The sequence below is a fragment of the Sphingomonas silueang genome (genome assembly GCF_040049155.1).
Classification (GTDB): domain Bacteria; phylum Pseudomonadota; class Alphaproteobacteria; order Sphingomonadales; family Sphingomonadaceae; genus Sphingomonas; species Sphingomonas silueang.
In genome coordinates, this window is record NZ_JBDZDK010000014.1 from 57,017 (window position 1) to 80,250 (window position 23,234).

Sequence of the window (23,234 nt, forward strand, 5' to 3'; positions counted from 1 at the left end):
GCTGAAATTGACCGACGCGACGCTGCTCGCCGACCCTTCCGATATTGCCCCGATCTCGATCGTCGAGGAAATGCGGTCGAGCTATCTCGACTATGCCATGAGCGTGATCGTCGCCCGCGCGCTGCCCGACGTGCGCGACGGGTTGAAGCCGGTGCACCGGCGCATCCTGTTCTCCGCGCAGGAAAGCGGCTTCGTGCCGGGCAAGCCCTATCGCAAGTCCGCCCGCATCGTCGGCGACGTGATGGGTAAATACCACCCGCACGGCGACAGCGCGATCTACGAGGCGCTGGCGCGCATGGCGCAGCCGTGGTCGATGCGGCTGCCGATGATCGACGGCCAGGGCAATTTCGGATCGATGGACCCCGATCCGCCCGCCGCGATGCGCTATACCGAGGCGCGGCTGGCCAAGTCGGCGATGGCGCTGCTCGACGATCTCGACAAGGATACCGTCGATTTCGTGCCGAACTACGACGGGTCGGAGCGCGAGCCTGCCGTCCTGCCCGCGCGCTTCCCCAATCTGCTGGTCAACGGCGCGGGCGGTATCGCGGTCGGCATGGCGACCAACATCCCGCCGCACAATCTGGGCGAGGTGGTCGACGCCTGCCTCGCCACCATCGACCGCCGGGTCGAGGGCGGCGAGCCGCTCACCCACGAGGAACTGTGCGAGATCGTGCCGGGCCCGGACTTCCCGACCGGGGCGATCATGCTCGGCCGGTCGGGCGCGCGCGCGGCCTATGCGGGCGGGCGCGGCTCGGTGATCCTGCGCTCGCGCCACGCCGTCGAGGCGCGCGGCGAGCGGCGCTCGATCGTGCTGACCGAAATCCCGTTCCAGGTCGGCAAGTCGGGCCTCGTCGAAAAGATCGCCGAGGCCGCCAAGGACAAGCGGATCGAGGGCGTCAGCGACATCCGCGACGAATCGAGCCGCGAGGGCGTGCGCATCGTCATCGACCTGAAGCGCGATGCGACCCCCGACGTGGTGCTCAACCAGCTGTGGCGGCACACGCCCGCGCAGTCGAGCTTCGCCGCCAACATGCTCGCCATCCGCGGCGGGCGGCCCGAACTGCTCAACCTTGCCCAGATCATCGATTCGTTCGTCGGCTTCCGCGAGGAGGTCATCACCCGGCGATCCAAGTACGAACTCGCCAAGGCGCGCGACCGGGCGCATCTGCTGCTCGGCCTCGTCATCGCCGTCACCAACCTCGACGAGGTGGTGCGGATCATCCGCGGCTCGGCCAGCCCCGCCGCCGCGCGCGCCGCGCTGCTCGCACGCGAATGGCCGGTGGCGGAGATCGCGCCGTACCTGCGCCTCGTCGAGGCGGTCGAGACGGAGCATGTCGGCGACAGCTATCGCCTGTCCGATCTTCAGGTCCGCGCAATCCTCGACCTTCGGCTCCACCGCCTGACCGCGCTGGGACGCGACGAGATCGGCGACGAGTTGCAGCAGCTGGCCGGATCGATCACGCATCTGCTCGACATCCTCGCCGACCGCGCCAAGCTGTACGCGGTCATGCGCCAGGAACTGGTCGAGGTGCGTGCCGAGTTCGCCACCCCGCGCCGGACCGAGATCGCCGGCGCCGCCGACGGGATCGAGGACGAGGATCTGATCGAGCGCGAGGAGATGGTCGTCACCGTCACCGTGCAGGGCTATATCAAGCGTACGCCGCTCGATGCCTTCCGCGCGCAGAAGCGCGGCGGCAAGGGCCGCGCGGGCATGGCGACCAAGGACGAGGACGCCATCACCAACCTGTTCGTCACCAGCACCCATACCCCGGTGCTGTTCTTCTCGACGGCGGGCAAGGTGTACCGGATGAAGGTATGGCGCCTGCCCGAGGGCGGACCCGCCACGCGCGGACGCCCGATGGTCAACCTGCTGCCGCTGGCGACCGGCGAGACGATCTCGACCGTGCTGCCGCTGCCCGAGGATGAGGATCGGTGGAGCGACCTGCACGTCATGTTCGCCACCGCGAACGGCACGGTGCGGCGCAATTCGATGGACGCCTTCGCCAATATCCCGACGGCGGGCAAGATCGCGATGCGCTTCGACGACGATAGCGACGATCGCCTGATCGGCGTGGCGCTCCTGACCGAGACCGACGACGTGCTGCTGGCGACCCGCGCGGGCAAGGCGATCCGCTTCGCCGCGACCGACGTGCGCGAGTTCCAGAGCCGTACGTCCACGGGCGTGCGCGGTATCGCGCTGGCGAAGGGCGACGAGGTGATCTCGCTGTCGATCCTCGGCGGGTTCGATGCCACGTCGGAGGAACGCGAGGCCTATCTGAGGGCCGCGCCGTGGAAGGACGGCGAGCGCGAGGTGACGCTCTCGGCAGAACGCATGGCCGCGTTCGAGGCGGCGGAGGAGTTCATCCTCACCGTGACCGCCAACGGCTTCGGCAAGCGCACCTCCGCCTATGAATACCGCCGCACCAATCGCGGCGGTCAGGGGATCACCAACATCGTCACCTCCGACCGCAACGGGCAGGTCGTGGCGAGCTTCCCGGCGCATAACGGCGAGCAGCTGATGCTCGTCACCGATCAGGCGAAGCTGATCCGCACCACCGTCGGCGACATCCGCGTGGCGGGGCGCAATACGCAGGGGATCACCATCTTCCGCGTCGGGATGGGGGAACAGGTCGTCTCCGCCGCCAAGATCGACGAGGACGAGACGCCGGAAACCCCCGCCGAGGCGATCGTCGCCGAGGAAATCGCCGCCGCCCCCGGCATCGCGCCGGAGGACGGCATCCTGCTCGACGACGGCACCGGGCCGGACACGATCGGCGAATCGGACATCGAGGAATGACCGCCGCCGTCGCCTACAAGGTGCTGACCGGCGAGCAGATGGCGGCGCTGGAGGCGGACGGCAGCTTCGCCGGGGCGCCGGTCGATCTGGCGGACGGCTATGTCCACCTGTCGACCTTCGACCAGCTGACCGAGACGGTCGACCGGCATTTCGTCGGGCAGGACGACCTGCACGTCGCGGAGGTCGACCTCGAGGCGCTGGGCGAAGCGGTGCAGTGGGAGGAATCGCGCGGCGGCCAGCTGTTCCCGCACCTCTACGCACCGCTGCCGCTCGACGCGGTGGTGGCCTACGGCCCGCTCCACCGCGACGGTTCGGGCAAGGTGCAGCGGCCGGTAACAGGGTAGGCTCCTCCCCGGCACGGGGAGGATCAGGGGTAGAGCGCCACCACCTCCGCTCCCTCGCCCACCACATTGAGTAGTAGCGTCCGGTGGCAATGCGCCGGATCGCGCTCGTAGCACAGCAGCGCGGAGGGCATCTCCGCCGCCAGTCCCAGCATGATCGCCGCCTGCGCCTGCGCCTCCGGCAACCCGAGCTGTTCGTCATACACCGCCTGCAAGGTCGCCACGTCACCCCGCTTCGCCGCATCGCGCCCGCGCTTGGGAGTACCCAACGCCTTCAGATGCACATAGTCGATCCCCTGCCCGGCCAGTTCGGCGGCGAGCGACGATTTCGAGAACCCCGGCCGCCGCGACAGCGGCAAGGCGCGCACGTCGATCACCCGCCTTATCCCTGCGGCTTGCAGCGCGGCCAGAAACTCGGCCATGGTCGCGGCTTCATAGCCGATGGTGTAGATGGTCGTCGCCATCGGATCGCCTCCAGCAGCAGGGACGGGATGGAGCGGACAACGCCCGAAGTGACCGGACGGCCGCGCGCGGTGATCTTCGCGGCCGTTGCAGCCGGGCCGATCCACGTCGCGCTCTTGCTGCCAGTACCGGATCGGCTCGACGCTGTCTTGTTATGGCCATTCTACTGGGTTGCCTTGTCGCTCGGTCTCATACTGTTGACGACGTCAATGGCAGTGCTGCCGGTTGCCGCAGCGACATGGTTCGGCGGCTGGCTCGGCGCGCATACGTCGCTCGTGCGGCACCCTTTGGCATGGGCGGCGACGGGTGCCGCGACCGGCGCAGTCTTTACGCCATCCATCTTCGGCATATTCGGCCTGTCCATGCCGTTCGGTATGACTGCCCTCGGCAGCCTCGTCATCGCCCTCGTCGCGCGCCGTTTCATCGCATGGATCGACTGACGTTCATTGCCGGTTCCGCTTCCAGCCCCTAAGCGGCGCGGATGGAATACGACGTACATATTATCGGCGGCGGCCTCGCCGGATCGGAAGCGGCGTGGCAGCTGGCGCAGGCCGGGGTGAAGGTCCGCCTGTCCGAGATGCGCGGCAGCGGCGACAGCACGCCCGCGCACCAGGGCGATGACCTTGCCGAACTGGTCTGCTCGAACAGCTTCCGCTCCGACGATGCCGAATCGAACGCGGTCGGGCTGCTCCATGCCGAGATGCGCGCGCTCGGCTCGCTCATCATGGCCAAGGGCGACGAACACAAGGTGCCCGCCGGATCGGCGCTCGCGGTCGATCGCGACGGCTTCTCGGCGGCAGTCACGGCGGCACTGGAGAACCACCCCAACATCACCATCGTGCGCGAGCGAGTCGATTCCCTGCCCGACCACGGCACGACGATCGTCGCCACCGGCCCGCTCACCGCGCCAGCGCTGGCCGGGGACATCGGCGGAGCGACCGGCGCGGAGGCGCTCGCCTTCTTCGACGCCATCGCGCCGATCGTCCATTTCGATTCGATCGACATGGAACAGGCGTGGTTCCAGTCGCGCTGGAACAAGGGCGACGGGAAAGACTACATCAACTGCGCGATGAACCGCGAACAATATGAGGCCTTCCATGCCGGGCTGATCGCGGGCGAGAAGGCCGAGTTCCGCGAGTGGGAGAACGTCCCCTATTTCGAGGGCTGCATGCCGATCGAGGTGATGGCCGAGCGCGGGCTGGATACGCTGCGCTTCGGGCCGATGAAGCCGGTCGGCCTCGACGATCCGCGCACCGGGCGCTGGCCGCATGCGGTGGTGCAGCTCAGGCAGGACAATGCCAGCGGCACCCTGTGGAACATCGTCGGCTTCCAGACCAAGCTCAAGCATGGCGAACAGGTCCGCCTGTTCCGCACCATCCCCGGACTCGAGAATGCCGAGTTCGCGCGGCTGGGGGGCTTGCACCGCAACACCTTCATCCGCTCGCCCGAATTGCTCGACCCGACGCTGCGGCTGAAAAGCCGCCCGCACCTGCGCTTCGCGGGGCAGATGACCGGGTGCGAGGGCTATGTCGAAAGCGCCGCGGTCGGGCTGATGGCCGGGCGCTTCGCCGCCGCCGAACTGGCGGGGCGGACGATCGCGCCTCCGCCGGTCGAGACGGCGCTGGGCGCACTGCTCCACCATATCACCGGCGCGGCGGTGGCGGAAACCTATCAGCCGATGAACGTCAATTTCGGGCTGATGCCCCCCATCCCCGGTCGCACGAGGAAGGCGGATCGCAAGAAGCTCTACACCGCCCGCGCGCGCGAGGCCTTTGCCGACTGGGCGGCACTCAACGCCGCGTGAGGTTGAGCGCGAGCAGGTTGACGCCCGCGCCCAGCATCAACAGCCCCATGCCGCCGATCGCGCCATAGACCGGCCCCCATCCGGCAAAGGCCGCACCGAACGACAGCGCGATCAGCGCCCAGCCCGCCGGTCGCCGCCATGCGCGCTTGCCCGGCAGCCGGTCGCCATGCCGGTGGGTGGCGAGCGCCAGCAGCGCGAAGCCGATGACGGCGGCGAGGAGTGCGATCACGATCATTCGGCCGCTGCCCATGCGTCGGGGGTGATGGCGGGTACGCTGCGCTGTCGACGCGCCTTCGGGCGGAAGCGATGCACCCGCCACGCGGCGAAACCGAAGCCGCCGCCCAGCGCCAGCAGCGTGAGGTCGGCCCCGGCAAGCACCCAGTCGCCCCGCGCGATGCTGGCGAACAGGCCGGTCGGCAGCGCCACGATGTTGTAGAGCGGCAGCGCGAGCAGCAACGCCGCCTCGAGCGCGAGCAGCTCGACCCACGCCCGTGCGGGCCTGCGGGTCAGGGCATATGCGAACACGATCGCCCAGCCGATGAACATCGCGTCGATCTCCCCGTCGGCGCGTTTGGCCATGTCGTGCGGCAACAGGCGGTTGGCCCATAGATACAGCGTCATCGCGATCGGGAAACCGGCGACGAAGCCGATGTTGAGCCGCTCGACCAGCCGGAAGCCGAACGGGGGCTTCGCCGGATCGGGCAGCCGCTCGCGCCGCTTGACGCTCCACAGCACCAGCCCGCTCGCCACCATCAGCGATCCCGCGATCCCGCACAGGAAATAGAGCCAGCGCAGCGGATAGTCGCCGAACCGCCCGGCGTGCAGCCCGACCATCGCCCCCTGCGTCACCACCGCGCCGTTCGGGGCGGGTGCGGCCCACAACAGCCTGCCGGTCGTCCCGTCATAGCCGATCGCGGGGCTGCGTGCGGACAGCATCGACGTGCCGCCGCGCGTCATCGTGATCCGCGCCGCCGCGTCGCCGGGATTGAACACGGTGACATAGCCGACCTCGCCGCCCAGCCGCGCCTCGCCGTCGCGCAGCAGCGCGGCGACATCGACCAGCGGCCTGGGGACATTCGCCCGCTCCGCCACCGGGGCCTGCGGGAACACCCGCTCGAACAGCTTCGCCTCGTCGCCGTAGTTCGCCGTCACCGCCCATGGCATCAGCATCGCCATCAGCGTGACGAGGCCGGTGTAGGTAATCATCAGGTGGAACGGCAGCGCCAGCACCGCGCTGGCATTATGCCCGTCGAGCCACGACCGCTGCCCCTTGCCCCGGCGCAGGGTGAAGAAATCCCTGAAGATCTTCTTGTGCGTCACGATCCCGGTCAGGATCGCAACCAGCATGAACATCGCGGCGATGCCGACGATCCAGCGCGCCCAGAACACCGGCATGTAATGCAGGTCGAAATGGAAGCGGTAGAAGAAGTCGCCGCCGCGCGTCTCGCGCGCGGTGCCGACCTGCCCGTCCGCGCCGATGAAGGCGGTGGTGTCGCGCCGCCCGCGACGGCGGGGCTTCTCGCCATCCCTGGCGGCGGGTACCCAGAACACCGTCGCGCCCGCGCTCTGCTGCGTCGGCACGGTGATGAACCAGCTCTGCGCATCGGGCGCGGTCCGCCGGAGGAACGCGACGGCGCCCGCCACCACCGGCTCGACCCGTTCGATCCGCGGCAGTTCGGGCCGGGCCCAGCGATTGAGCGCCTCGCGCCAATAGGCGGCGGTGCCCGCCACGAACACCGCGAACAGCACCCAGCCGAGCAGCAGTCCCGACCAGGTGTGCAGCGTCGATTGCGACTGGCGGAACCCCTTGCTCACAGCCGTCCTCCGATGGCGATCGATCCCCATGCGATGGCTCCGCCCACGCCGCCTGCCACCAGCAGCGTCCACAGCGCCCGCCATCCGCTGCGCGCGGCATAGGCCCACATGACCGCCACCGCACAGACTGCGAACGCGATCAGCGTCGCCCACACCGTCGCCGCCGACCGGTCGCCCGGCAGGATGCGCGCCAGCGCCATCGCCCACAGGCTGGCGACGGCATAGCCGACCGGCATCGCCGCGACGATGCGCAGCAGATTGTCGGTCGCCCGCCGCCACGCGACCGCCCGCGCCTGTTCGCGGCTGGTCACAGCGTCAGCCGCACGCTGGCGAACACGGTGCGCGGGCTGCCGTAGTAATTGCCGCGCCCGGTCGAGGAGATGCGCGCATAATATTCGCGGTCGAACAGGTTGTTGACGTTCACCGCCAGCGACAGCTGCTCGGTCAGCCGGTATCCCGCGCGCAGGTCGGCGGCGGCATAGGCTCCCTGCCGCACCACCGTCGACCGGGTGCGCAGCGTGCCGTTGGCGTTGAACACCGCCGGGCTGCCGCTCCACGTATCGTTGAACCACGTCACGCCCGCACCGGCGCTGAAGCCTGCCAGCGGCCCGTCGGCGGGCGCATAGTTGGTGAACAGCTTGACCATGTGATCGGGGATCACCGGCAACAGGCTGATCCCTTCCAGCACCGGATTGGCATCCGCCAGATATTCGGTCAGCGTATAGCTGTAGCCGCCGTTGATCCGCCAGCCGGGCAATATCTCGCCGCTCGCCTCCGCCTCGATCCCGCGCGCGCGGACCTTGCCGGTCTGGAACACGATCGTCGGTTCGTTGGGATCGTTGATGAGCCGGTTGGTCTGGGTGATCTGGTACAGCGCCGCCGACAGCAGCAGCCGCTTGTCCATCAGCGACAGCTTGGTGCCGACCTCATATTGCTCGCCCAGCAACGGCTGGATCGCCCCGCCGTCGGGGCGGACCCGCCCGACCGGCGGGGCCTGCGGCGTGAAGCTGTCGGCATAGCTCGCATAGACGTTCAGGTCGCCGGTCACGTCCCACACCACCCCGGCATAGGGGGTGAAGCGCCCGTCGAAGCTGTAGCGCGTCGGCAGGCCGATCGTGCCGCTGGCGACGCGGGTGGTGGTGAGCGTCGTGTCCCACCACGTCATCCGCCCGCCGCCGACCAGCGTCAGCCCGGCCAGCGGGCTGAGCCGCATCTGGCCGTATATGCCATATTGCTCCACCTCGGTTTCCGACCCGCCATAGACCTGCGTCACCGGCCCCGCCGGTCCGGCATAGGCGGGCAGCGGGCCATAGGGGTTCAGCGGCGGCTCGGCGGGCGACACCGGATTGTACACGTCGATCCGGGCATAGTTGGACAGGCGGGTGAAGTCCGACGTCGCCGAACTCGCCTGGTAATCGGTGCCGAGGATCAGCGTCTGGTCGCGGCCGAATGCGGGAAAGCTGCCCACGCCGTTGAAGTCGAACGCGCGGGTCTTGAGCGTGGTGTCGCCGCGATAGGCGATATGGCTCGTCACCCCGTTGGTCGGGGTGATCGGCTGGTTGCCGATATAGCTGTACACGTCGATGCGATCGACGTCGGAGAGCAGGCCCGTAGCGCGCAGCGTCCAGCGGTCCGACATGCGGTGCGCCACCTCGACGAAGCCCGACCAGCTTTCCGAACGGAACCGGTTCCAGTCCGCCCCGAGATAGGTCGCGCGGTCGATGTCGAGCAGCCGCCCCTCGCTGCCGTCGGTGCCGCCGATGATGCCGGGCAGGCCGGACTGGATCGCGGGCTTGAACAACTCATAGTTGCCGCCGACGGTGATCGTCGTCCGGTCGCCGATCTCGGTATCCGCCACGCCGAACGCGCCGAAGCGATAGCGGTGGGCGATGTCGAAGAACTGGTCCTGGTCATGGACGAACGCGCCCAGCCGGACGCCCGAGCGATCGTCGAGCGGGGTCGATACGTCCAGCTCGCCGCGCAGGTTGGCATAGCTGCCGTACCCGGCAAGCGCGCTGATCCGGCGATCGTCGAACGGCCGCTTGCGCACCAGATTGATGCTGCCCGCCGGATTGCCCGCCCCGCTGAACAGCCCGGCGGGACCGCGCAGCACCTCCACCCGGTCATAGAGGAACAGGTCGGGCACCACCGCCGGAAAGCCGAAGCCCAAGGTCGGCACGCCGTCGACCAGATAATTGTTGATGGTGAAGCCGCGCGACAGGAACGATGGGTCCTCGCTGCCAACGCCGGTGATGGTCACGCCGTTGGTGACGGTCAGCGCGTCCTCGAGGGTGAACAGGTTGCGCTGCTGCAACTGCTCCTGATCGATCACGGTGATGGTGTTGGGCACGTCCTTCAGCGGCGTGACCGTCTTGCCGACCGCCTGGCCGTAACTCTTGCCGACGACGATGATCTCGTCGCCGCGCTGCTCGGCGTCCTCGGCTTCCGCCGTCGTCTCGACCACCGGCTCGGCCCATGCAACCGGCGCCGCCGTCATTGCGACGAGGCTTGCCGCCATCGCCGTCGATCGGTTCCAACGCGCCATCATTCCCCCTGTCATGCGATTCACTCTCAATATGAGCTGCGTCTATCGCCAACTTCCGGATGATGCAACGTTGTTGCGAATTATTCTCAATCTTACTATGGTTGGCGCACGGCGGGCGGTCCTGCGCCTGCGATCGGGAGATGGATATGCGACGTTTCGCCCTGCTGCTCGCCCTCATGCTGCCGACGACGGCGCAAGCCCATGAAATATGGGTCGAACGCGATTCGTCCGGGCCGGTACGCATCTATCTCGGCGAACCGGCCGAGCCGCTGCCGCCGGGCGGCGACCCCGAATTCCATCGGCTGGTGAAGCCGAAGATCCTCGGCGCGGAGGGCATCGCGACCGAACGGCGCGCGGGCCACCTCGTCGCCGCCGTGCCGGGCACGGGCGACGTGCGCGTGACCGACGACAGCGTGTTCGCACCATGGGGAGAAGCGGGCGCGAAGGAAGCCGTAGTCTACTACGCCCGCGCCGGTCGCGCCGAGCCGGTCACGCGCATGGCCTATGAGATCGCGCCGCTGCGTGCGGGCGGCGACCGGTTCGCGCTGATGCGCGGCGGCAAGCCCGTGCCGAACACGAAGGTGACGATCGTCTCGCCGGACAAATGGACCAGGGTGCTGACCGCCGGTCCCGACGGCGCCATCACCGTGCCGGTGCGCGGCCCCGGCCGCTATCTGCTCAGCGCCACCAGCGAGGAAACCGGCCAGCTGACGACGCCCGCCGGGCCGGTGTCCAAGATTTACCACACCGCGACGACCAGTTTCGTCGCGGGGTAGGGGCGGACGAAAACGTCCCCTTCGTACCCCGGCGAAGGCCGGGGCCCAGTTGGAACAGCGTCTCCGCATCTCGCCGAGGTTTCCCGACTGGACCCCGGCCTTCGCCGGGGTACGATAGCGAGACGTTCTCGGTGCCGTTCCGATCTTAGGCGCCCATCCGCCCCCTACCGCACCGGCAGCACGAAGGGCGCGGCGGGCAGGTCCGCGCCGTCGAACAGATTGACGAACGGCGCATCGGCCCAGGCATAGCGCACCCGCGTCACGCCGGGCCGGTTCGCGCCCGTCAGCAGCACCGCATCGCCCTGCGGCACTGCCGGGGCATAGCTGCACGTCTCGCCGACGCAGGTCTCGAACCCGATCGCCTGGTTCGCGCTATAGCCGTGCAGCCCGCCGGTGACATTGCGGTATCGCACCACCAGATCGCCGCCCTGCCGGGTCACGGCCACCGCCTCCGGGCCGCTGCGCAGGCCGGGGTGGCCATAGGCGATCACCTTGGCCAGCCGCGCCAGCCGCTCGCCGACCACGGTCTTCTGCGTCGGATGGATGTCGAACCGGTCGCCGACGTCCAGCGTCACCGCCAGTCCGGCATGGGCATCGGCGGCAACCGACTCCGCCTGCGCCTGGCGCAGTTCGGCCCAGCCCGACTGGCCGGGCACGGTCATCGCCGTCTTCCACGACGTGAGTTGCACCAAGAAGAACGGCAGGGTCGGGTTCGCGAACGTCCGCCGCCAGTCGGCCATCAGCAGCGGCAGCAGCGTGCGATATTCCGCCGCCTCGGTCGCATTCGCCTCGCCCTGATACCATGCCGCCAGCTTCAGGCCGTACCCGGCGAACGGCGCGATCATGCCGTTGTACAGCGTGGTCAGGCTGTTGGGCGTATCCCATGGCGGGGGGGCGATGGTCTTGCCGGTCATCGCCGTGCCCTTCGCATAGCGCCAGGTGCCGCCGAACGGCACGACGCTGCCGTCGGCCAGTTCCACCCCGCGCGGCGCCGGGCTGGTGAAGCCGCCGCCGTTCGCGCCGCCCAGCACCCGGATCGCCACCACGTTGCGCCCGGCATGCAGCCGCCCCGGCGTCAGCGGATAGCGCCGCCACGCCCAGCCCACGCTGCCCCCGCCGACATAGCTGCCGTTGACATAGCTTTCGTCGAACTCGTCGATCGGCCCCAGCCGCAGCGCCGTCGCCGCCGCGGCCTGCTCCGCCGTAAGGTCGATGGTGGTGCGCAGCCACATCGCGCCCTGGAACTCGGCGAGGTCGGCGATCCCTGCGGTGCGCCAGCCGGTGTCCCGGATCGTCGGCCACGCCCGGTCGTCGAAGTTCTCGGTCCGCCACGCGACCTGCGCAGCGGCAGCGGGATCGTTGGCGCGCCACCATGCCTCGCGCCGCTCGCCGTCGGCGCGCACCGCGGCCACCGGATCGCGGGCATATTGCGCCACCGCCGCCACGCCGTCCCGATAGTGCGGCAGGGTGGTGAGCGACGGCGCGCTGATCCAGCTTTCGATCCTGGTGCCGCCCCATTCGGACGAGATGAAGCCGATCGGCACCTTCTCGCTCTTCCGCAGTTCGCGCGCCATGTAATAGCAGACCGCCGAGGCGTCGCCGACCGTCTCCGGCGACACCCGCGCCCATTTCGCGCGCGCGTCGAGGTCTTTGGCGACCGTGGGGCGATTGGCATCGTCGATCACCACGAAGCGCAGGTCGGGATCGTCCGACGACCGCACATTGCCCCATGCGTTGGTCGAGGCCGACACCTTGAACTCCATGTTCGACTGGCCGCCGCACAGGAACACGTCGCCGACCATGATGTCGCCGAGCGTCTGATAGCCGTCCCGGCCCGTCACCGACAGGGTATAGGGGCCGCCCGCCGGTCGCGGGGGCAGGCTGGCGCGCCAGTTGCCGTCGCTGCCCACCCGCACCACCATCCGCGTGTCGCCCAGCTGCACGGTCACGTCGCTGTCCGGCGCGCCCCTGCCCCACAGCGCGATCGGCCGGTCGCGCTGCACCACCGCGTGATCGGCAAAGATATTGCCGAACCGCGTGCCGGGCTCCTGCGCCAGCGTCGACATCCCCGTCGCCAGCGCCGCGGCGGAAACCACCGCCCGCATCGCGTGTAGCGCTCCCATCATCCTCTCCCCCGAGTCGAAACCGACAACGTTATCACGGCATCGGCTTATGCCTTGCTCCGCTCGCGAGCGCGATAGGGGTCGATCGGCAAAAGCGCGTTGACGCTCGGCGAACCGGGCAATAGTCCGACAAAATAACCACGGCGACATGCCGGAACGGGGGGAGCGACGGCCATGGCACGATGGGCGGTTCGACTGCGGCATGCCGCGCTGGCGGCGGCGTGCGCATGGCCGATGGCGGCGGGGGCGCAGGGGCTGGTCCCGACCGGCCGGTGGAGCGCCAATACCGCAGGCCGTGCGGCGCTGCCGCCGATGGGGTGGAACAGCTGGAATGCGTTCCACACCGATATCGACGAGGACAAGCTGATCGCCTCAGCGCGGATCATCGCCGATTCGGGGCTGGCGGCGAAGGGCTATCGCTACATCAACATCGACGACGGCTGGTGGCTGCAACGCCGCGCCGGCGACGGGCGGGTGCTGATCCGCACCGCGAACTTCCCCTCCGCCGTGACCGCCAACGGCGACACCAGCTTCCGCCCGCTGACCGACCGGCTGCACGCCATGGGGTTCAAGGCGGGCATCTACAGCGATATCGGGCGCAACAGCTGCGGACAGATTTTCGCGTCGAACGCGCCGAACCAGCCGGTCGGCAGCGTCGCCGAGCGCGAGATCGGCCTCTACGGCCATGTCGACGGCGATATCCGCACCTATTTCGCCGAATGGGGCTTCGACTATATCAAGGTCGACGGCTGCGGCATCCGCGCGCTCGGCCCCGACAGCCCGCTGGTCCGGAGCGGTCGCCACCGCGCGCTGACCCCGCTGGTCGATCCCGACAAGATCGCACGGACCGACATCGCCACGACGCGCAGCCTCTACGCCGATGTCTCGGCGGCGCTCCGGCGGCACAATCCGGACGGCGACTATATCCTGTCGATCTGCCTGTGGGGGGCGGCGGACGTGCGGTCATGGGGACGGTTCCTCGGCGGCACGTCGCGCACGAGCGAGGATATCACCCCGTCGTGGACACGGATGCTGCACAATCTCGACAGCACCGCCCGCCGTCCGCTCTACGCCCATCCGGGGTCGTGGAACGATCCCGACATGCTGTTCGTCGGCACCGGCGATTTCGATGCGAACCACCTGACCGAGGCGCGCTCGCACTTCACCCTCTGGGCGATGGTCAATGCGCCCCTCCTCATCGGCTATGACCTGCGCAAGGCCGGGCCGGAGCTGATGGCGATCCTCGGCAACGCAGGCGTCATCGCGCTCAACCAGGATGCGGCGGGCAACCAGGCGGTGCTGGCGTTCGATTCCGACGACGTGCAGATATTCGTCAAGACGCTGGCCGACGGGACCAAGGCGGCAGCGATCCTCAACCGGCGCGACCAGCCGGTCGAGGCGGTGCTGACCGCCGAACATCTCAAGCTGCTGGCCGATGCCGATATCGACCTGACCGACCTGTGGCGCGGCACCGCGACCCGCTTTCGCGGCGAGCGCAAGTTCACCCTCGCCGCCCGCGAGACGCTGGCGTTCCGCGTGCGCGGCCAGCGGCGGCTGGCGGACGGGCTGTACCTCAGCGAAATGCCGGGACGGGTGAACCCGGCGGTCGACGGCGTGGTCGTGCCCGAACACGAGCCGCTGATCCATCGCGGCGTGCTCCACTGGAACGGCACGCGCGGGCCGGGCGAGCGACCACGCTATGCCGGATGGGGCGGCGCGCAGGCGGACATGACCCCCTATGGCGAGACGCTGGAGGTGGCGGGCAAGCGCTACGACACCGGGATCGGCGTGCTCGCCAATTCGCGGATCGAGGTGCGCGGCGGCACCGCCCGCCGTTTCGTGGCGCAAGTCGGTATCGACGACAGCGCGCGCGATCGCGGCGATCCGGTGACGTTCCGCGTCTATGGCGACGGCAGGCTGCTGGCGGAATCGAAACCGATGCGCTTCGGCGAGGCGGCGGTGCCGATCACGGCGGCGGTGGCGGGCGTGAAGCTGATCGAACTGGTCGCTGAGGGGCGGACGGGCGCGCGCCTGTCCGATCCGGTGGTATGGGCCGATGCGGCGTTGCTCGACCGATGAGCGCCGCCCTCTCGCGCCGCGCGCTGCTGGCGGCGGCGGGTATCGCGCCCGTAGCCGCCTCCGCCGCGCTTGCCCTCCCCGCCGATCCGCCGCTTGCATCGACCCCGCCGATGGGCTGGAACAGCTGGAACAGTTTCGCCACCACCATTACCGAGGTGCAGGCACTGGAAACCGCACGCATCCAGCGCGACCGGTTGCTGAGCGCGGGCTATTCGATCTTCACGATCGACATCCAATGGTACGAACCCGGCGCGACCGGCTATGCCTATCGCGCCGATGCGGTGCCGGTGCTCGATGCGCATGGCCGGTTGCAGCCCGATCCGAAGCGCTTTCCCTCGGCTGCCGACGGCAAGGGGTTCCGTACGATCGCCGATGCGGTCCATGCCATGGGGCTGAAGTTCGGCATCCACCTGATGCGCGGCATCCCGCGTGAGGCGGTGCGCCGCAACCTGCCCGTGTTCGGCACGAACGTCCGCGCGCGCGACATCGCCGACACCGGCAGCATCTGTTCGTGGAACAGCGACATGTACGGCGTCGACATGCGTCGCGCGGGTGCGCAGGCCTATTACGACAGCGTGTTCGCGCAATATGCCGACTGGGGCGTCGACCTGGTCAAGATGGACGACATGAGCCGCCCCTATGACGCGCACGCGCCCGAGATCGAGGCGGCGGCGACCGCGATCCGCCGCACCGGTCGCCCGATCCTGCTGAGCCTGTCGCCGGGCGAGACGCCGCTGGCCAACGCCGATCATGTGAAGCGCCATGCCCAGATGTGGCGGATCAGCGACGATTTCTGGGACGAATGGCCGCTGCTCGATGCGCAGTTCGTCCGGCTGGAGAATTGGCAGCGCCATGCCGGGCCCGGCCACTGGCCCGATGCCGACATGCTGCCGCTGGGGCGGCTGGCGCTGGGGCAGCGCGACACTAGGTTCACGCCCGCCGAACAGCGCACGCTGATGACTCTGTGGTCGATCGCGCGCTCGCCGCTCATCATGGGCGGCGACCTGCGCCATCTCGACGATGCGACCCATGCGCTGCTGACCAATCCGGAAGTGATCGCGGTCAACCAGGCGAGCAGCGGCAACCGCCCGCTGCATGTCGAAGACGGCATGCGCTGCTGGACCGCCGTAGCGCCCGGCGGCGACGCCTATGTCGCGCTGTTCAATCCGACCGACAAGGCGAAGCGCGTCGGGCTGGACCCGCGCTGGATCGGCCGCAGCGGCCCGCTGCGCGTGCGCGACCTGTGGGATCGTCGCGACCTCGGATCGGTGACGGGGCGGATCGAGGCCGACCTGCCGCCGCACGGTGCCGCGCTGTACCGGGTGCGCGCGGCATGATCGCCCCGCGCATCGCCGCCGCGCTCGCGCTGTTCACGCTGACCGCCGCGACCGGCGAACCCGCCCGCTTCGCCGACTTCGCCTATCAGGGCCGCTCGCCGGGCGCGGCAAAACCGAAGGCGGGGGAATATGCCAACCCCATCCTGTCGGGCTATTATCCCGATCCGTCGGTGCTGCGGGTCGGCGAGGACTATTATCTCGCGCTGTCGTCCTTCGCGCATTTCCCCGGCATTCCGATCTTCCATTCGCGCGACCTGATCCACTGGACACAGATCGCCAATGCGATCGACCGGCCGACGCAGCTGAACCTCGCCGGGCGGCGCGCGTCGCAGGGGGTGTTCGCCCCCGACATCTCGTGGCACGCCGGTACCTTCTACATCGCCAACACCTGCGTCGAATGCGGCGGCAATTTCGTCATCACCGCGAAGGACCCGCGCGGGCCATGGTCCGATCCGGTCTGGCTGCCGTTCGAGGGGATCGATCCGTCGATCCACTGGGAGGGCGACCGCGCGTGGATCGTCAACAACCGCGCGCCGCCGGGGCCGCCGCGCTACGACGGGCACCGCGCGATCTGGATCCAGGAATATGACTGGCGCGCCGGGCGGATGGTCGGCGACGCGACGCTGCTACTCGACGGCGGCGTCGATCCGGCGCGCAACCCGGTGTGGATTGAGGGGCCGCATATCCTGAAGAAGGACGGCTGGTATTATCTGCTGGCGGCGGAGGGCGGCACCAGCGTCCACCATTCGCAGGTCGCGCTGCGCGCCCGCACCCTGCTCGGCCCGTACCTGCCCGATCCCGCCAACCCGATCCTGACCCAGCGCGACCTGTCCGACGACCGCCCGCACCCGATCACCTCGGCGGGCCATGCCAAGCTGGTGCAGACGCAGCGCGGCGACTGGTGGGCGACCTTCCTCGCCGTGCGGCCCTATGCCGGGGACTATTACAATACCGGGCGCGAGACGTTCCTGCTGCCGGTGCGCTGGCAGGACGGATGGCCGGTGATCCTCCCCAAGGGACAGGCGATCCCGACCGCCCTGCCCGCCCCGCGCCTGCCCCGGGGAGCCGCCCCGCGCCAGCCGACCAGCGGCGATTTCGGCTATGTCGATCGCTTCGACGGGCGCAGTCTGGACCTCGGATGGATCGGGCTGCGCAATCCGACCCGGCCCTTCTACCATCTGAAGGACGGCGAGTTGATCCTCGACGGCGGCGCACCGCTCGGCGACCAGTCGGGCGTGCCGGGGTTCGTCGGGCGGCGACAGCAGCACGCCGTCGCCACCGTCCACACCACGCTGCGCTTCGTGCCCGAGGCAGACGACGATCGCGCCGGGCTGGCCGCGATCCAGAGCGATGCGAGCTATCTGTTCTTCGGCCTCACCCGCATCGCGGGCCGCACGGCGATCGCGCTCTACACCCGCGCCAAGGGCGACGAACGCCTCGTCGCCAGCGCGCCGCTGACGGCGGACGGCCCGGTGACGCTCACCCTGCGCATCGATCGCGACCGCATGGGATTCGACTATCGGGTCGACGGACGCAGCGCGACGCTGGCGGAAGGCGTGGACGCGCGGTTCCTCAGCACCCATGACGCGGGCGGCTTCACCGGCACGGTGATCGGCCCCTACAGCTGGCGCCGCTGAGCCCGAACAGAAAAGCCCCGCCGGGTCGCTTGACCTGGCGGGGCTTTCCATGGCGCACCCGGAACGATTCGAACGTCCGACCCTCAGATTCGTAGTCTGATGCTCTATCCAGCTGAGCTACGGGTGCACATGCGATCCACCGGCTGGAAGCCGACGACCTGCTGCTCCACTGGCGCACCCGGAACGATTCGAACGTCCGACCCTCAGATTCGTAGTCTGATGCTCTATCCAGCTGAGCTACGGGTGCGCTGTGGAGGGCTGGCTGTTAGAGGGGGGCGCGCGGGCTGGCAAGCCCGTTGTGTCAATTTTTTTCCCAAACTATCGGTGCGATCCATGAAGCGCGCCCCCGCCCTGCCCGTCCTGCTCGCCCTGTCGGCCTGTGTCGCCCCGGCGGGCGACTATCCCTCGCTGCTGCCGCGGCCGATCGAGAACATCAGCCTTGCCGAGCCGGTGCGCCCGGTGCCGGTCGCCACGCCCGACGCAGGCCTCGACGCGCGCATCGCGAAGGCGGTCGGCGCGCTGGACGCCGCGATCCGGCAGTTCGACGCCGCCGTCGCCGCCGCCCGCCCCGCCGTCCGCAGCGCGCGCGGCGCGGCGGAGGGCAGCGAGCAATGGCTGGCGGCACAGGTCGCGCTGGCGAAGCTGGACGTCGCGCGCACCGGAATCGACATCCCGGTCGCCGACCTCGAACGCATGGCGATCGACCGCGCTGCGGCGGGACAGCCGCCCTATCCCGCGCTCGACGCCGCCGGCGACCGCGCGACGAAGGCCGCCGCCGCCCAACGCGCGACCATCGCCGCACTGTCGGCGACGCTGCGCTAGGCGTTACCTGAGCGCGCGCAGCACCGGCAGGATCGACGCATAATCATCGGTCCACGGCGAGGCATCCGATGGCGGCAGCGGCACCCAGTCGCCGCCCGCGTCGATCAGCCGGGCGAGCACCTCGGGATCGGGGGTGAGCGCGATCCATTCCGATCCGCTCTCCCGGTCGCTCTCGCGCGGCGGCTGGTAGCCGAGGCTCGCCGCCATCCATCCTCCCGCCGTCGCCGCCACCACCGGCCCGAGATCGAGGTAGCGGTTGGAGATGTGGACCAGCAGCAGGCCGCGTTCGCCCAGCACCCGGCGATAGGTCGCGAACGCCTCGCGCGTCATCAGGTGCATCGGCACCGCGTCCGACGAAAAGGCGTCGAGCACCAGCAGGTCGAGGCTGTCCGAGGGTTGCGCGGTCAGACTCAGCCGCGCGTCGCCCATCACGATGTCGGCACCGGGCAGGCAGTTGCCGAGGAAGGTGAACGCCCCGGAATCGCGCGCGATCCGCACGACCACCGGATCGATCTCGTAGAAGCGCCAGCGCTGCCCCGGCTTGGCGTAGCAGGCAAGCGTGCCGGTCCCCAGGCCCACCACGCCGATCCGCGCCTTCGCACCGTAGAGCGCGGGCACGGCCATCAGCGCCTCGCCCACCCCCGACTGGGGCACGTAATAGGTCGTCGGCGTCCGCTCGCGCGCCGGACTGCCGGTCAGCTGGATGCCGTGCAGCGTGGTGCCGTGCTGCAACTCACGCACGCCGTTGCCGTGGCCGATGGTATAGACGCCGAAATAGCTCCGCGTCCGGGCGCCCGGCTCCAGCGACAGCTCGATCGCGCGTTGGCCGCCGAACACGAACAACGCCGCCGCCAGCGCGACCATATAGGGCAACCGCGCCCCGATCGCGAACAGCCCGACGGCGACGATCCCGAAGAAGGCGACGGCATCGGGCCTGTCGCCCAGCACCCCGCCGGGACTCTGGAGTCCCAGCGAGACGAGCATCGCCACCGCCACCGTCGCCGCGACCGTCAGCGCCCGTCGCCGCGCCTGCCACAGCCGCCGCATCACCGGCAGCAGGAACGGCAACGGCGCGAGCAGCCCGGCGGCAAGGATCAGCAACGGATATTCATAGGTCCAGTCGAACACCACCGGCGCGACCAGTCCGGCGAACACGCCGCCCAGCGCACCCCCGACCGACATCGCCAGATAGAAGCCGGTCAGCCGCGCCGGAACCGGGCGCAGCGCGTACATCCGGCCATGCAGCGACACCGACACCGCGAACAGCAGCAGCAGCGCCGCCAGCGCGTTGAGCAGCGGGAACTGATGATGCCCGGCGATCATCATCCCCCCGAACACCATGATCGTGATCGGCGCATAGCGGGTGATCGCATCGGTCGGCCCGCGCCGGTCGGCGAAGGCGACGGTGAAGCTCAGCAGATACAGGCCGAGCGGCAGCACCCACAGCAGCGGTACCGCGACGATATCGGTCGTCAGGAACGTCGTCGTCGCCAGCATCAGCCCCGACGGCACCAGCGCCAGCAGGATCCAGTGCAGCACCCGCAGCAGCCCCGGCGCAGGGCCGGGATCGGCGACCACCGCCGCCGCCTCCGCCCGCCGGATCGGCAGCAGCCAGCCGCAGGCGACGACCAGCAGCAACAGCGCGCCATAGCCGAAACTCCAGCCCCAGCTCTGCGCGCGGAGCGACAGCAGCGGCTCGACCAGCAGCGGATAGGCGATCAGCCCGGCGAAGCTGCCGACGTTCGACGCGGCATAGAGCGCATAGGGATCGCGCCCCGGACAGGCAAAGGCGAACCAGCGTTGCAGCAGCGGGGCCTGCGCCGATACCGCGAAGAACAGCGGCCCGATCGACGCGGCGAGCAGCCACGGCGTCCACAGCGCAGGCTCCGCGCCCGCGGGCACCTGTCCCGCGATCACCCCGATCGGCAGCCATGCGGCGGCGGCCAGCAGCAGCGCGACATGGACGATCGCCTGCGCCTTGGGCGGCAGCTTGCCGAGGAGGTGGGCATAGCCGTATCCGCCGAGCAGCAGCGCCTGATACACCAGCATCGCCGAGTTCCACACGGCGGGCGCACCGCCCAGCTGCGGCAACGCCATGCGCGCGACCATCGGCTGGACGAGGAACAGCAGGAACGATCCGGTCAGGATCGCGACGACATAGGTCATCCGCACCGGCATCCCCGCCGTCCGCTGCGAAGCGGTCACCTGCGCGCGATCCAGTAGGTGATGTGGCGCTTGAGCGGGCTATCGTCGGGGACGGCGGGGTGGTCGAAATCCTCGTGCAGCGAACGGGTCATGCCGATCCGCTCCATCAGCCCCCAGCTACGGGTATTGGCCGGGCCGGTGATCGCGCCGATCCGCGGCACGTCGAGGTTGCCGAACCCCCATGCGAGGCTCGCCTCCGCCGCCTCGCGCGCGAAGCCCTGCCCCCAATGCTCCTTGCCGAAGCGCCAGCCGATCTCGACCGATCCTTCCAGCGGGGTTCCCTCGGCACCGGGCTTCAGGCCGCAGAAGCCGATCATCTCGCCACTCGCCCGCGCCTCGACCACCCAGAAGCAATAGCCGTGGGTCGCGAGGAACCCGTTCTGCCGCTCGATCGCCGCATCCACCTCCGCGGGCGTCAGCAGCGCGGGAAAATGCCGCATCACCTCCGGGTCGGCGCAGTGGCGATACAATATCGGGCGATCGCGCTCTTCCCAGCGGCGTAAGGTCAGCCGTTCGGTGTCGATCACGATGCGAGCAATCGCGCCGCATGCGCCGCATGATAGGTCAGCACCCCGCTCGCCCCGGCGCGCCGGAACGCCATCAGCGTTTCCAGCACCAGCGCGTCGCGATCCCCCGCGCCGACCGCCGCCGTGGCCTCGATCATCGCATATTCGCCCGACACCTGATAGGCGAAGACGGGCACGCGGAACTCGGCCTTCACCCGCGTCACGATGTCGAGATAGGGCAGCCCCGGCTTCACCATCACGCTGTCCGCCCCTTCCGCCAGGTCGAGCGCGACCTCGCGCAGCGCCTCCTCGTGATTGGCCGGGTCCATCTGATAGGTCTTCTTGTCGCCCTTCAGCAGCCCGTGCGTCCCCACCGCGTCGCGGAACGGGCCATAGAAGGCGCTGGCGTACTTCGCGGCATAGGCCATGATCTGCACATTGATATGGCCGCCGCCCTCCAGCGCATGCCGGATGCGTCCGATGCGCCCGTCCATCATGTCCGACGGGGCGATGATGTCGCTGCCCGCTTCGGCCTGTACCAGCGCCTGCCGCACCAGCGCGTCCGCCGTCACGTCGTTGAGCACATAGCCCGTATCGTCCACGATCCCGTCATGGCCGTGGGTGGTATAGGGGTCGAGCGCCACGTCGGTCAGCACGCCGATGTCGGGCACCGCATCCTTGATCGCGCGGATCGCGCGGCACATCAGATTGTCGGGATTATAGGCCTCCGCCCCGTCGTCGCTGCGCAGCTCGCGCGGCGTATTGGGGAACAGCGCCAGCACCGGGATGCCCAGGTCACGCGCCTCCCGCGCCCGCTGGACGAGCGACGGCAACGTCCAGCGGGTGACGCCCGGCAGCTGCGCGACCGGCGTATCCTCGCCCTCGGTCACGAACAGCGGCCAGATCAGGTCGGCGGGGGTAAGCTGCGTTTCGGCATGGAGGCGGCGGCTCCAGTCGGACGCGCGGGTGCGGCGCAGGCGAAGCGCGGGATAAGCGGCGGACATGGGGCGACTTGTGGGCCATGCGCCATGCCGGATCAACCGAAAGTCGTTGCGTCGATTTTCGTTACGGAGCGTTACCGAACGCATGAAGCCGATCCGATCCGCCGCCATGATCGTCAACGCGAAGTCGCGCAAAGGCCAGGCGCAGTTCGCCGAGGCCTGTGCCGCCATGCGCGGCCTGCCGTTCGAGGTGGACGCGCATGCGGTGGAAGACCCGGAACAGCTCGTCCCCCGGCTGAAGGAGGCGCTGTCGCGCAAGCCCGACCTCGTGGTGCTCGGCGGCGGCGACGGGACGATCAGCAGCCTCGTCGATTATCTGCTGGGACATGACGTGATGCTGGGCGTGCTGCCGTTCGGCACCGCCAACAGCTTCTGCCGCACGCTCGGCATCCCGCTCGACATTCCCGGCGCGGTGGACGTGCTGCGCACCGGCGTGCCGCGGCGGATCGACCTCGGCATGATCGACGGCGACTATTACGCGAATTGCGCGGCGATCGGCCTGTCGCCGCTGATCGCGCAGACCATTCCGCACGGGGTCAAGCGCGTGTTCGGACGGGTCGGCTATCTGACATGGGCCTCGCTCCAGTTCCTTCGCTTCGAGCCGTTCGAGCTGATCGTCACCAACGGCGATTTCCGCCAGCGGCTGATGGCGACCGAGGTGCGCGTCTCGAACGGGCGCTTCCACGGCGGCACCGAACTGGTCGAGGAAGCGCGGCTCGACAGCGGCGAGATCATCGTCCAGGTCGTGACCGGCAAGGGCAAGCGCAGCCTCGTGCGCAACTGGGCGGCGGGCTTCTTCCGGCTCGATTCGCGGCGGGTGGATACCGTGTCGTTCCACGGCAAGGAACTGCGGATCGAAACCGTCCCGCCGCTCCCGATCTCGATCGACGGCGAGGTGCTGGCGAAAACCCCCGCGACCGCCAAGATCGCGGCAGGCATCATCGAGGTGATCGCGCCGGCCGACGCGCGGTAGTTGCCGCTCCC

General features: G+C 69.3%; 19 protein-coding genes and 2 tRNA genes. 10 read left to right on the forward strand and 11 right to left on the reverse strand.

All coding sequences use genetic code 11. The annotated features are described in order from the left end of the window. Positions 1-7: 7 nt before the first annotated feature. Together gyrA and ABLE43_RS14000 are read left to right on the forward strand one after the other, a co-directional pair. Positions 8-2,797: a DNA gyrase subunit A gene (gene gyrA, locus ABLE43_RS13995; RefSeq protein WP_348979052.1), complete on the forward strand. Its 2,790-nt coding sequence runs from the start codon at positions 8-10 to the stop codon at positions 2,795-2,797. Next, complete coding sequence (locus ABLE43_RS14000) at positions 2,794-3,141, forward strand: DUF952 domain-containing protein (RefSeq protein WP_348979053.1); 348 nt, start codon at positions 2,794-2,796, stop codon at positions 3,139-3,141. Before gyrA ends, ABLE43_RS14000 begins: the two co-directional genes overlap by 4 nt. A 23-nt stretch (positions 3,142-3,164) precedes the next feature. On the opposite strand, the gene ABLE43_RS14005 is transcribed toward ABLE43_RS14000, so the two are convergent. Beyond that, positions 3,165-3,602, reverse strand: coding sequence for a DUF488 domain-containing protein (locus ABLE43_RS14005; RefSeq protein ID WP_348979054.1), 438 nt, complete (start codon positions 3,600-3,602; stop codon positions 3,165-3,167). Positions 3,603-3,629: 27 nt separating this feature from the next. Here ABLE43_RS14005 and ABLE43_RS14010 point away from each other — a divergent pair, with 27 nt between their 5' ends. Continuing rightward, complete coding sequence (locus ABLE43_RS14010; protein WP_348979055.1) at positions 3,630-4,040, forward strand: hypothetical protein; 411 nt, start codon at positions 3,630-3,632, stop codon at positions 4,038-4,040. A 41-nt stretch (positions 4,041-4,081) separates the two neighbouring features. Beyond that, a complete protein-coding gene (gene trmFO, locus ABLE43_RS14015; protein ID WP_348979056.1) occupies positions 4,082-5,404 on the forward strand; it encodes a methylenetetrahydrofolate--tRNA-(uracil(54)-C(5))-methyltransferase (FADH(2)-oxidizing) TrmFO in 1,323 nt (440 codons plus the stop codon). Here trmFO and ABLE43_RS14020 read toward each other — a convergent pair. Genes ABLE43_RS14020 through ABLE43_RS14035 form a run of 4 tightly spaced genes read right to left on the reverse strand, consistent with a single transcriptional unit; the run spans position 5,391 to position 9,764 of the window. Beyond that, positions 5,391-5,639, reverse strand: a complete 249-nt coding sequence (locus tag ABLE43_RS14020) for a DUF3325 family protein (RefSeq protein WP_348979057.1) — start codon at positions 5,637-5,639, stop codon at positions 5,391-5,393. The two genes, trmFO and ABLE43_RS14020, sit on opposite strands and share 14 nt — an antisense overlap. After that, a complete protein-coding gene (locus ABLE43_RS14025; protein WP_348979058.1) occupies positions 5,636-7,219 on the reverse strand; it encodes a PepSY-associated TM helix domain-containing protein in 1,584 nt (527 codons plus the stop codon). Before ABLE43_RS14025 ends, ABLE43_RS14020 begins: the two co-directional genes overlap by 4 nt. Next, positions 7,216-7,530, reverse strand: coding sequence for a hypothetical protein (locus ABLE43_RS14030; protein WP_348979059.1), 315 nt, complete (start codon positions 7,528-7,530; stop codon positions 7,216-7,218). The genes ABLE43_RS14025 and ABLE43_RS14030 overlap by 4 nt, the downstream gene beginning before the upstream one ends. After that, complete coding sequence (locus ABLE43_RS14035) at positions 7,527-9,764, reverse strand: TonB-dependent siderophore receptor (protein WP_348979060.1); 2,238 nt, start codon at positions 9,762-9,764, stop codon at positions 7,527-7,529. The genes ABLE43_RS14030 and ABLE43_RS14035 overlap by 4 nt, the downstream gene beginning before the upstream one ends. Before the next feature lie 146 nt (positions 9,765-9,910). Between ABLE43_RS14035 and ABLE43_RS14040 the strand changes: the two genes are divergently transcribed. Next, positions 9,911-10,540 (forward strand): DUF4198 domain-containing protein, encoded by a 630-nt coding sequence (locus tag ABLE43_RS14040; protein WP_348979061.1) that lies wholly within the window; start codon positions 9,911-9,913, stop codon positions 10,538-10,540. Positions 10,541-10,704: 164 nt separating this feature from the next. Here ABLE43_RS14040 and ABLE43_RS14045 read toward each other — a convergent pair whose 3' ends face one another. Continuing rightward, positions 10,705-12,663: a sialate O-acetylesterase gene (locus tag ABLE43_RS14045; RefSeq protein WP_348979062.1), complete on the reverse strand. Its 1,959-nt coding sequence runs from the start codon at positions 12,661-12,663 to the stop codon at positions 10,705-10,707. 174 nt (positions 12,664-12,837) lie between these two features. On the opposite strand from ABLE43_RS14045, the gene ABLE43_RS14050 reads away from it, so the two are divergent. The 3 genes from ABLE43_RS14050 to ABLE43_RS14060 are packed head-to-tail and all read left to right on the forward strand — an operon-like array spanning position 12,838 to position 17,716. Continuing rightward, complete coding sequence (locus tag ABLE43_RS14050; RefSeq protein WP_425475274.1) at positions 12,838-14,742, forward strand: NPCBM/NEW2 domain-containing protein; 1,905 nt, start codon at positions 12,838-12,840, stop codon at positions 14,740-14,742. Beyond that, the gene (locus ABLE43_RS14055; protein ID WP_348979063.1) at positions 14,739-16,079 is read left to right on the forward strand and encodes a glycoside hydrolase family 27 protein; all 1,341 of its coding nucleotides are present in this window, start codon (positions 14,739-14,741) and stop codon (positions 16,077-16,079) included. Before ABLE43_RS14050 ends, ABLE43_RS14055 begins: the two co-directional genes overlap by 4 nt. Beyond that, on the forward strand, positions 16,076-17,716 hold the full coding sequence (locus tag ABLE43_RS14060; protein WP_348979064.1) for a glycoside hydrolase family 43 protein: 1,641 nt from the start codon (positions 16,076-16,078) through the stop codon (positions 17,714-17,716). The genes ABLE43_RS14055 and ABLE43_RS14060 overlap by 4 nt, the downstream gene beginning before the upstream one ends. 50 nt (positions 17,717-17,766) lie before the next feature. On the opposite strand, the gene ABLE43_RS14065 is transcribed toward ABLE43_RS14060, so the two are convergent. After that, positions 17,767-17,843: transfer RNA gene (locus ABLE43_RS14065), tRNA-Arg, on the reverse strand. Positions 17,844-17,886: 43 nt separating this feature from the next. After that, a tRNA-Arg gene (locus ABLE43_RS14070) sits at positions 17,887-17,963 on the reverse strand. 86 nt (positions 17,964-18,049) lie between these two features. Between ABLE43_RS14070 and ABLE43_RS14075 the strand changes: the two genes are divergently transcribed. Next, a complete protein-coding gene (locus tag ABLE43_RS14075; RefSeq protein WP_348979065.1) occupies positions 18,050-18,538 on the forward strand; it encodes a hypothetical protein in 489 nt (162 codons plus the stop codon). A gap of 3 nt (positions 18,539-18,541) precedes the next feature. Here ABLE43_RS14075 and ABLE43_RS14080 read toward each other — a convergent pair whose 3' ends face one another. Genes ABLE43_RS14080 through hemB form a run of 3 tightly spaced genes read right to left on the reverse strand, consistent with a single transcriptional unit; the run spans position 18,542 to position 22,253 of the window. Then, positions 18,542-20,716 carry a spermidine synthase gene (locus ABLE43_RS14080; RefSeq protein ID WP_348979081.1) on the reverse strand — a complete coding sequence of 725 codons (2,175 nt, stop codon included), beginning with the start codon at positions 20,714-20,716 and terminating at the stop codon, positions 18,542-18,544. A gap of 23 nt (positions 20,717-20,739) precedes the next feature. Beyond that, entirely contained in the window at positions 20,740-21,270 is a 531-nt protein-coding gene (locus tag ABLE43_RS14085) for a GNAT family N-acetyltransferase (RefSeq protein WP_348979066.1), read from the reverse strand. After that, a complete protein-coding gene (gene hemB / locus ABLE43_RS14090; RefSeq protein WP_348979067.1) occupies positions 21,267-22,253 on the reverse strand; it encodes a porphobilinogen synthase in 987 nt (328 codons plus the stop codon). Before hemB ends, ABLE43_RS14085 begins: the two co-directional genes overlap by 4 nt. A gap of 82 nt (positions 22,254-22,335) precedes the next feature. Here hemB and ABLE43_RS14095 point away from each other — a divergent pair, with 82 nt between their 5' ends. Continuing rightward, on the forward strand, positions 22,336-23,223 hold the full coding sequence (locus ABLE43_RS14095) for a diacylglycerol/lipid kinase family protein (protein WP_348979068.1): 888 nt from the start codon (positions 22,336-22,338) through the stop codon (positions 23,221-23,223). The last annotated feature ends 11 nt before the right edge of the window (positions 23,224-23,234 follow it).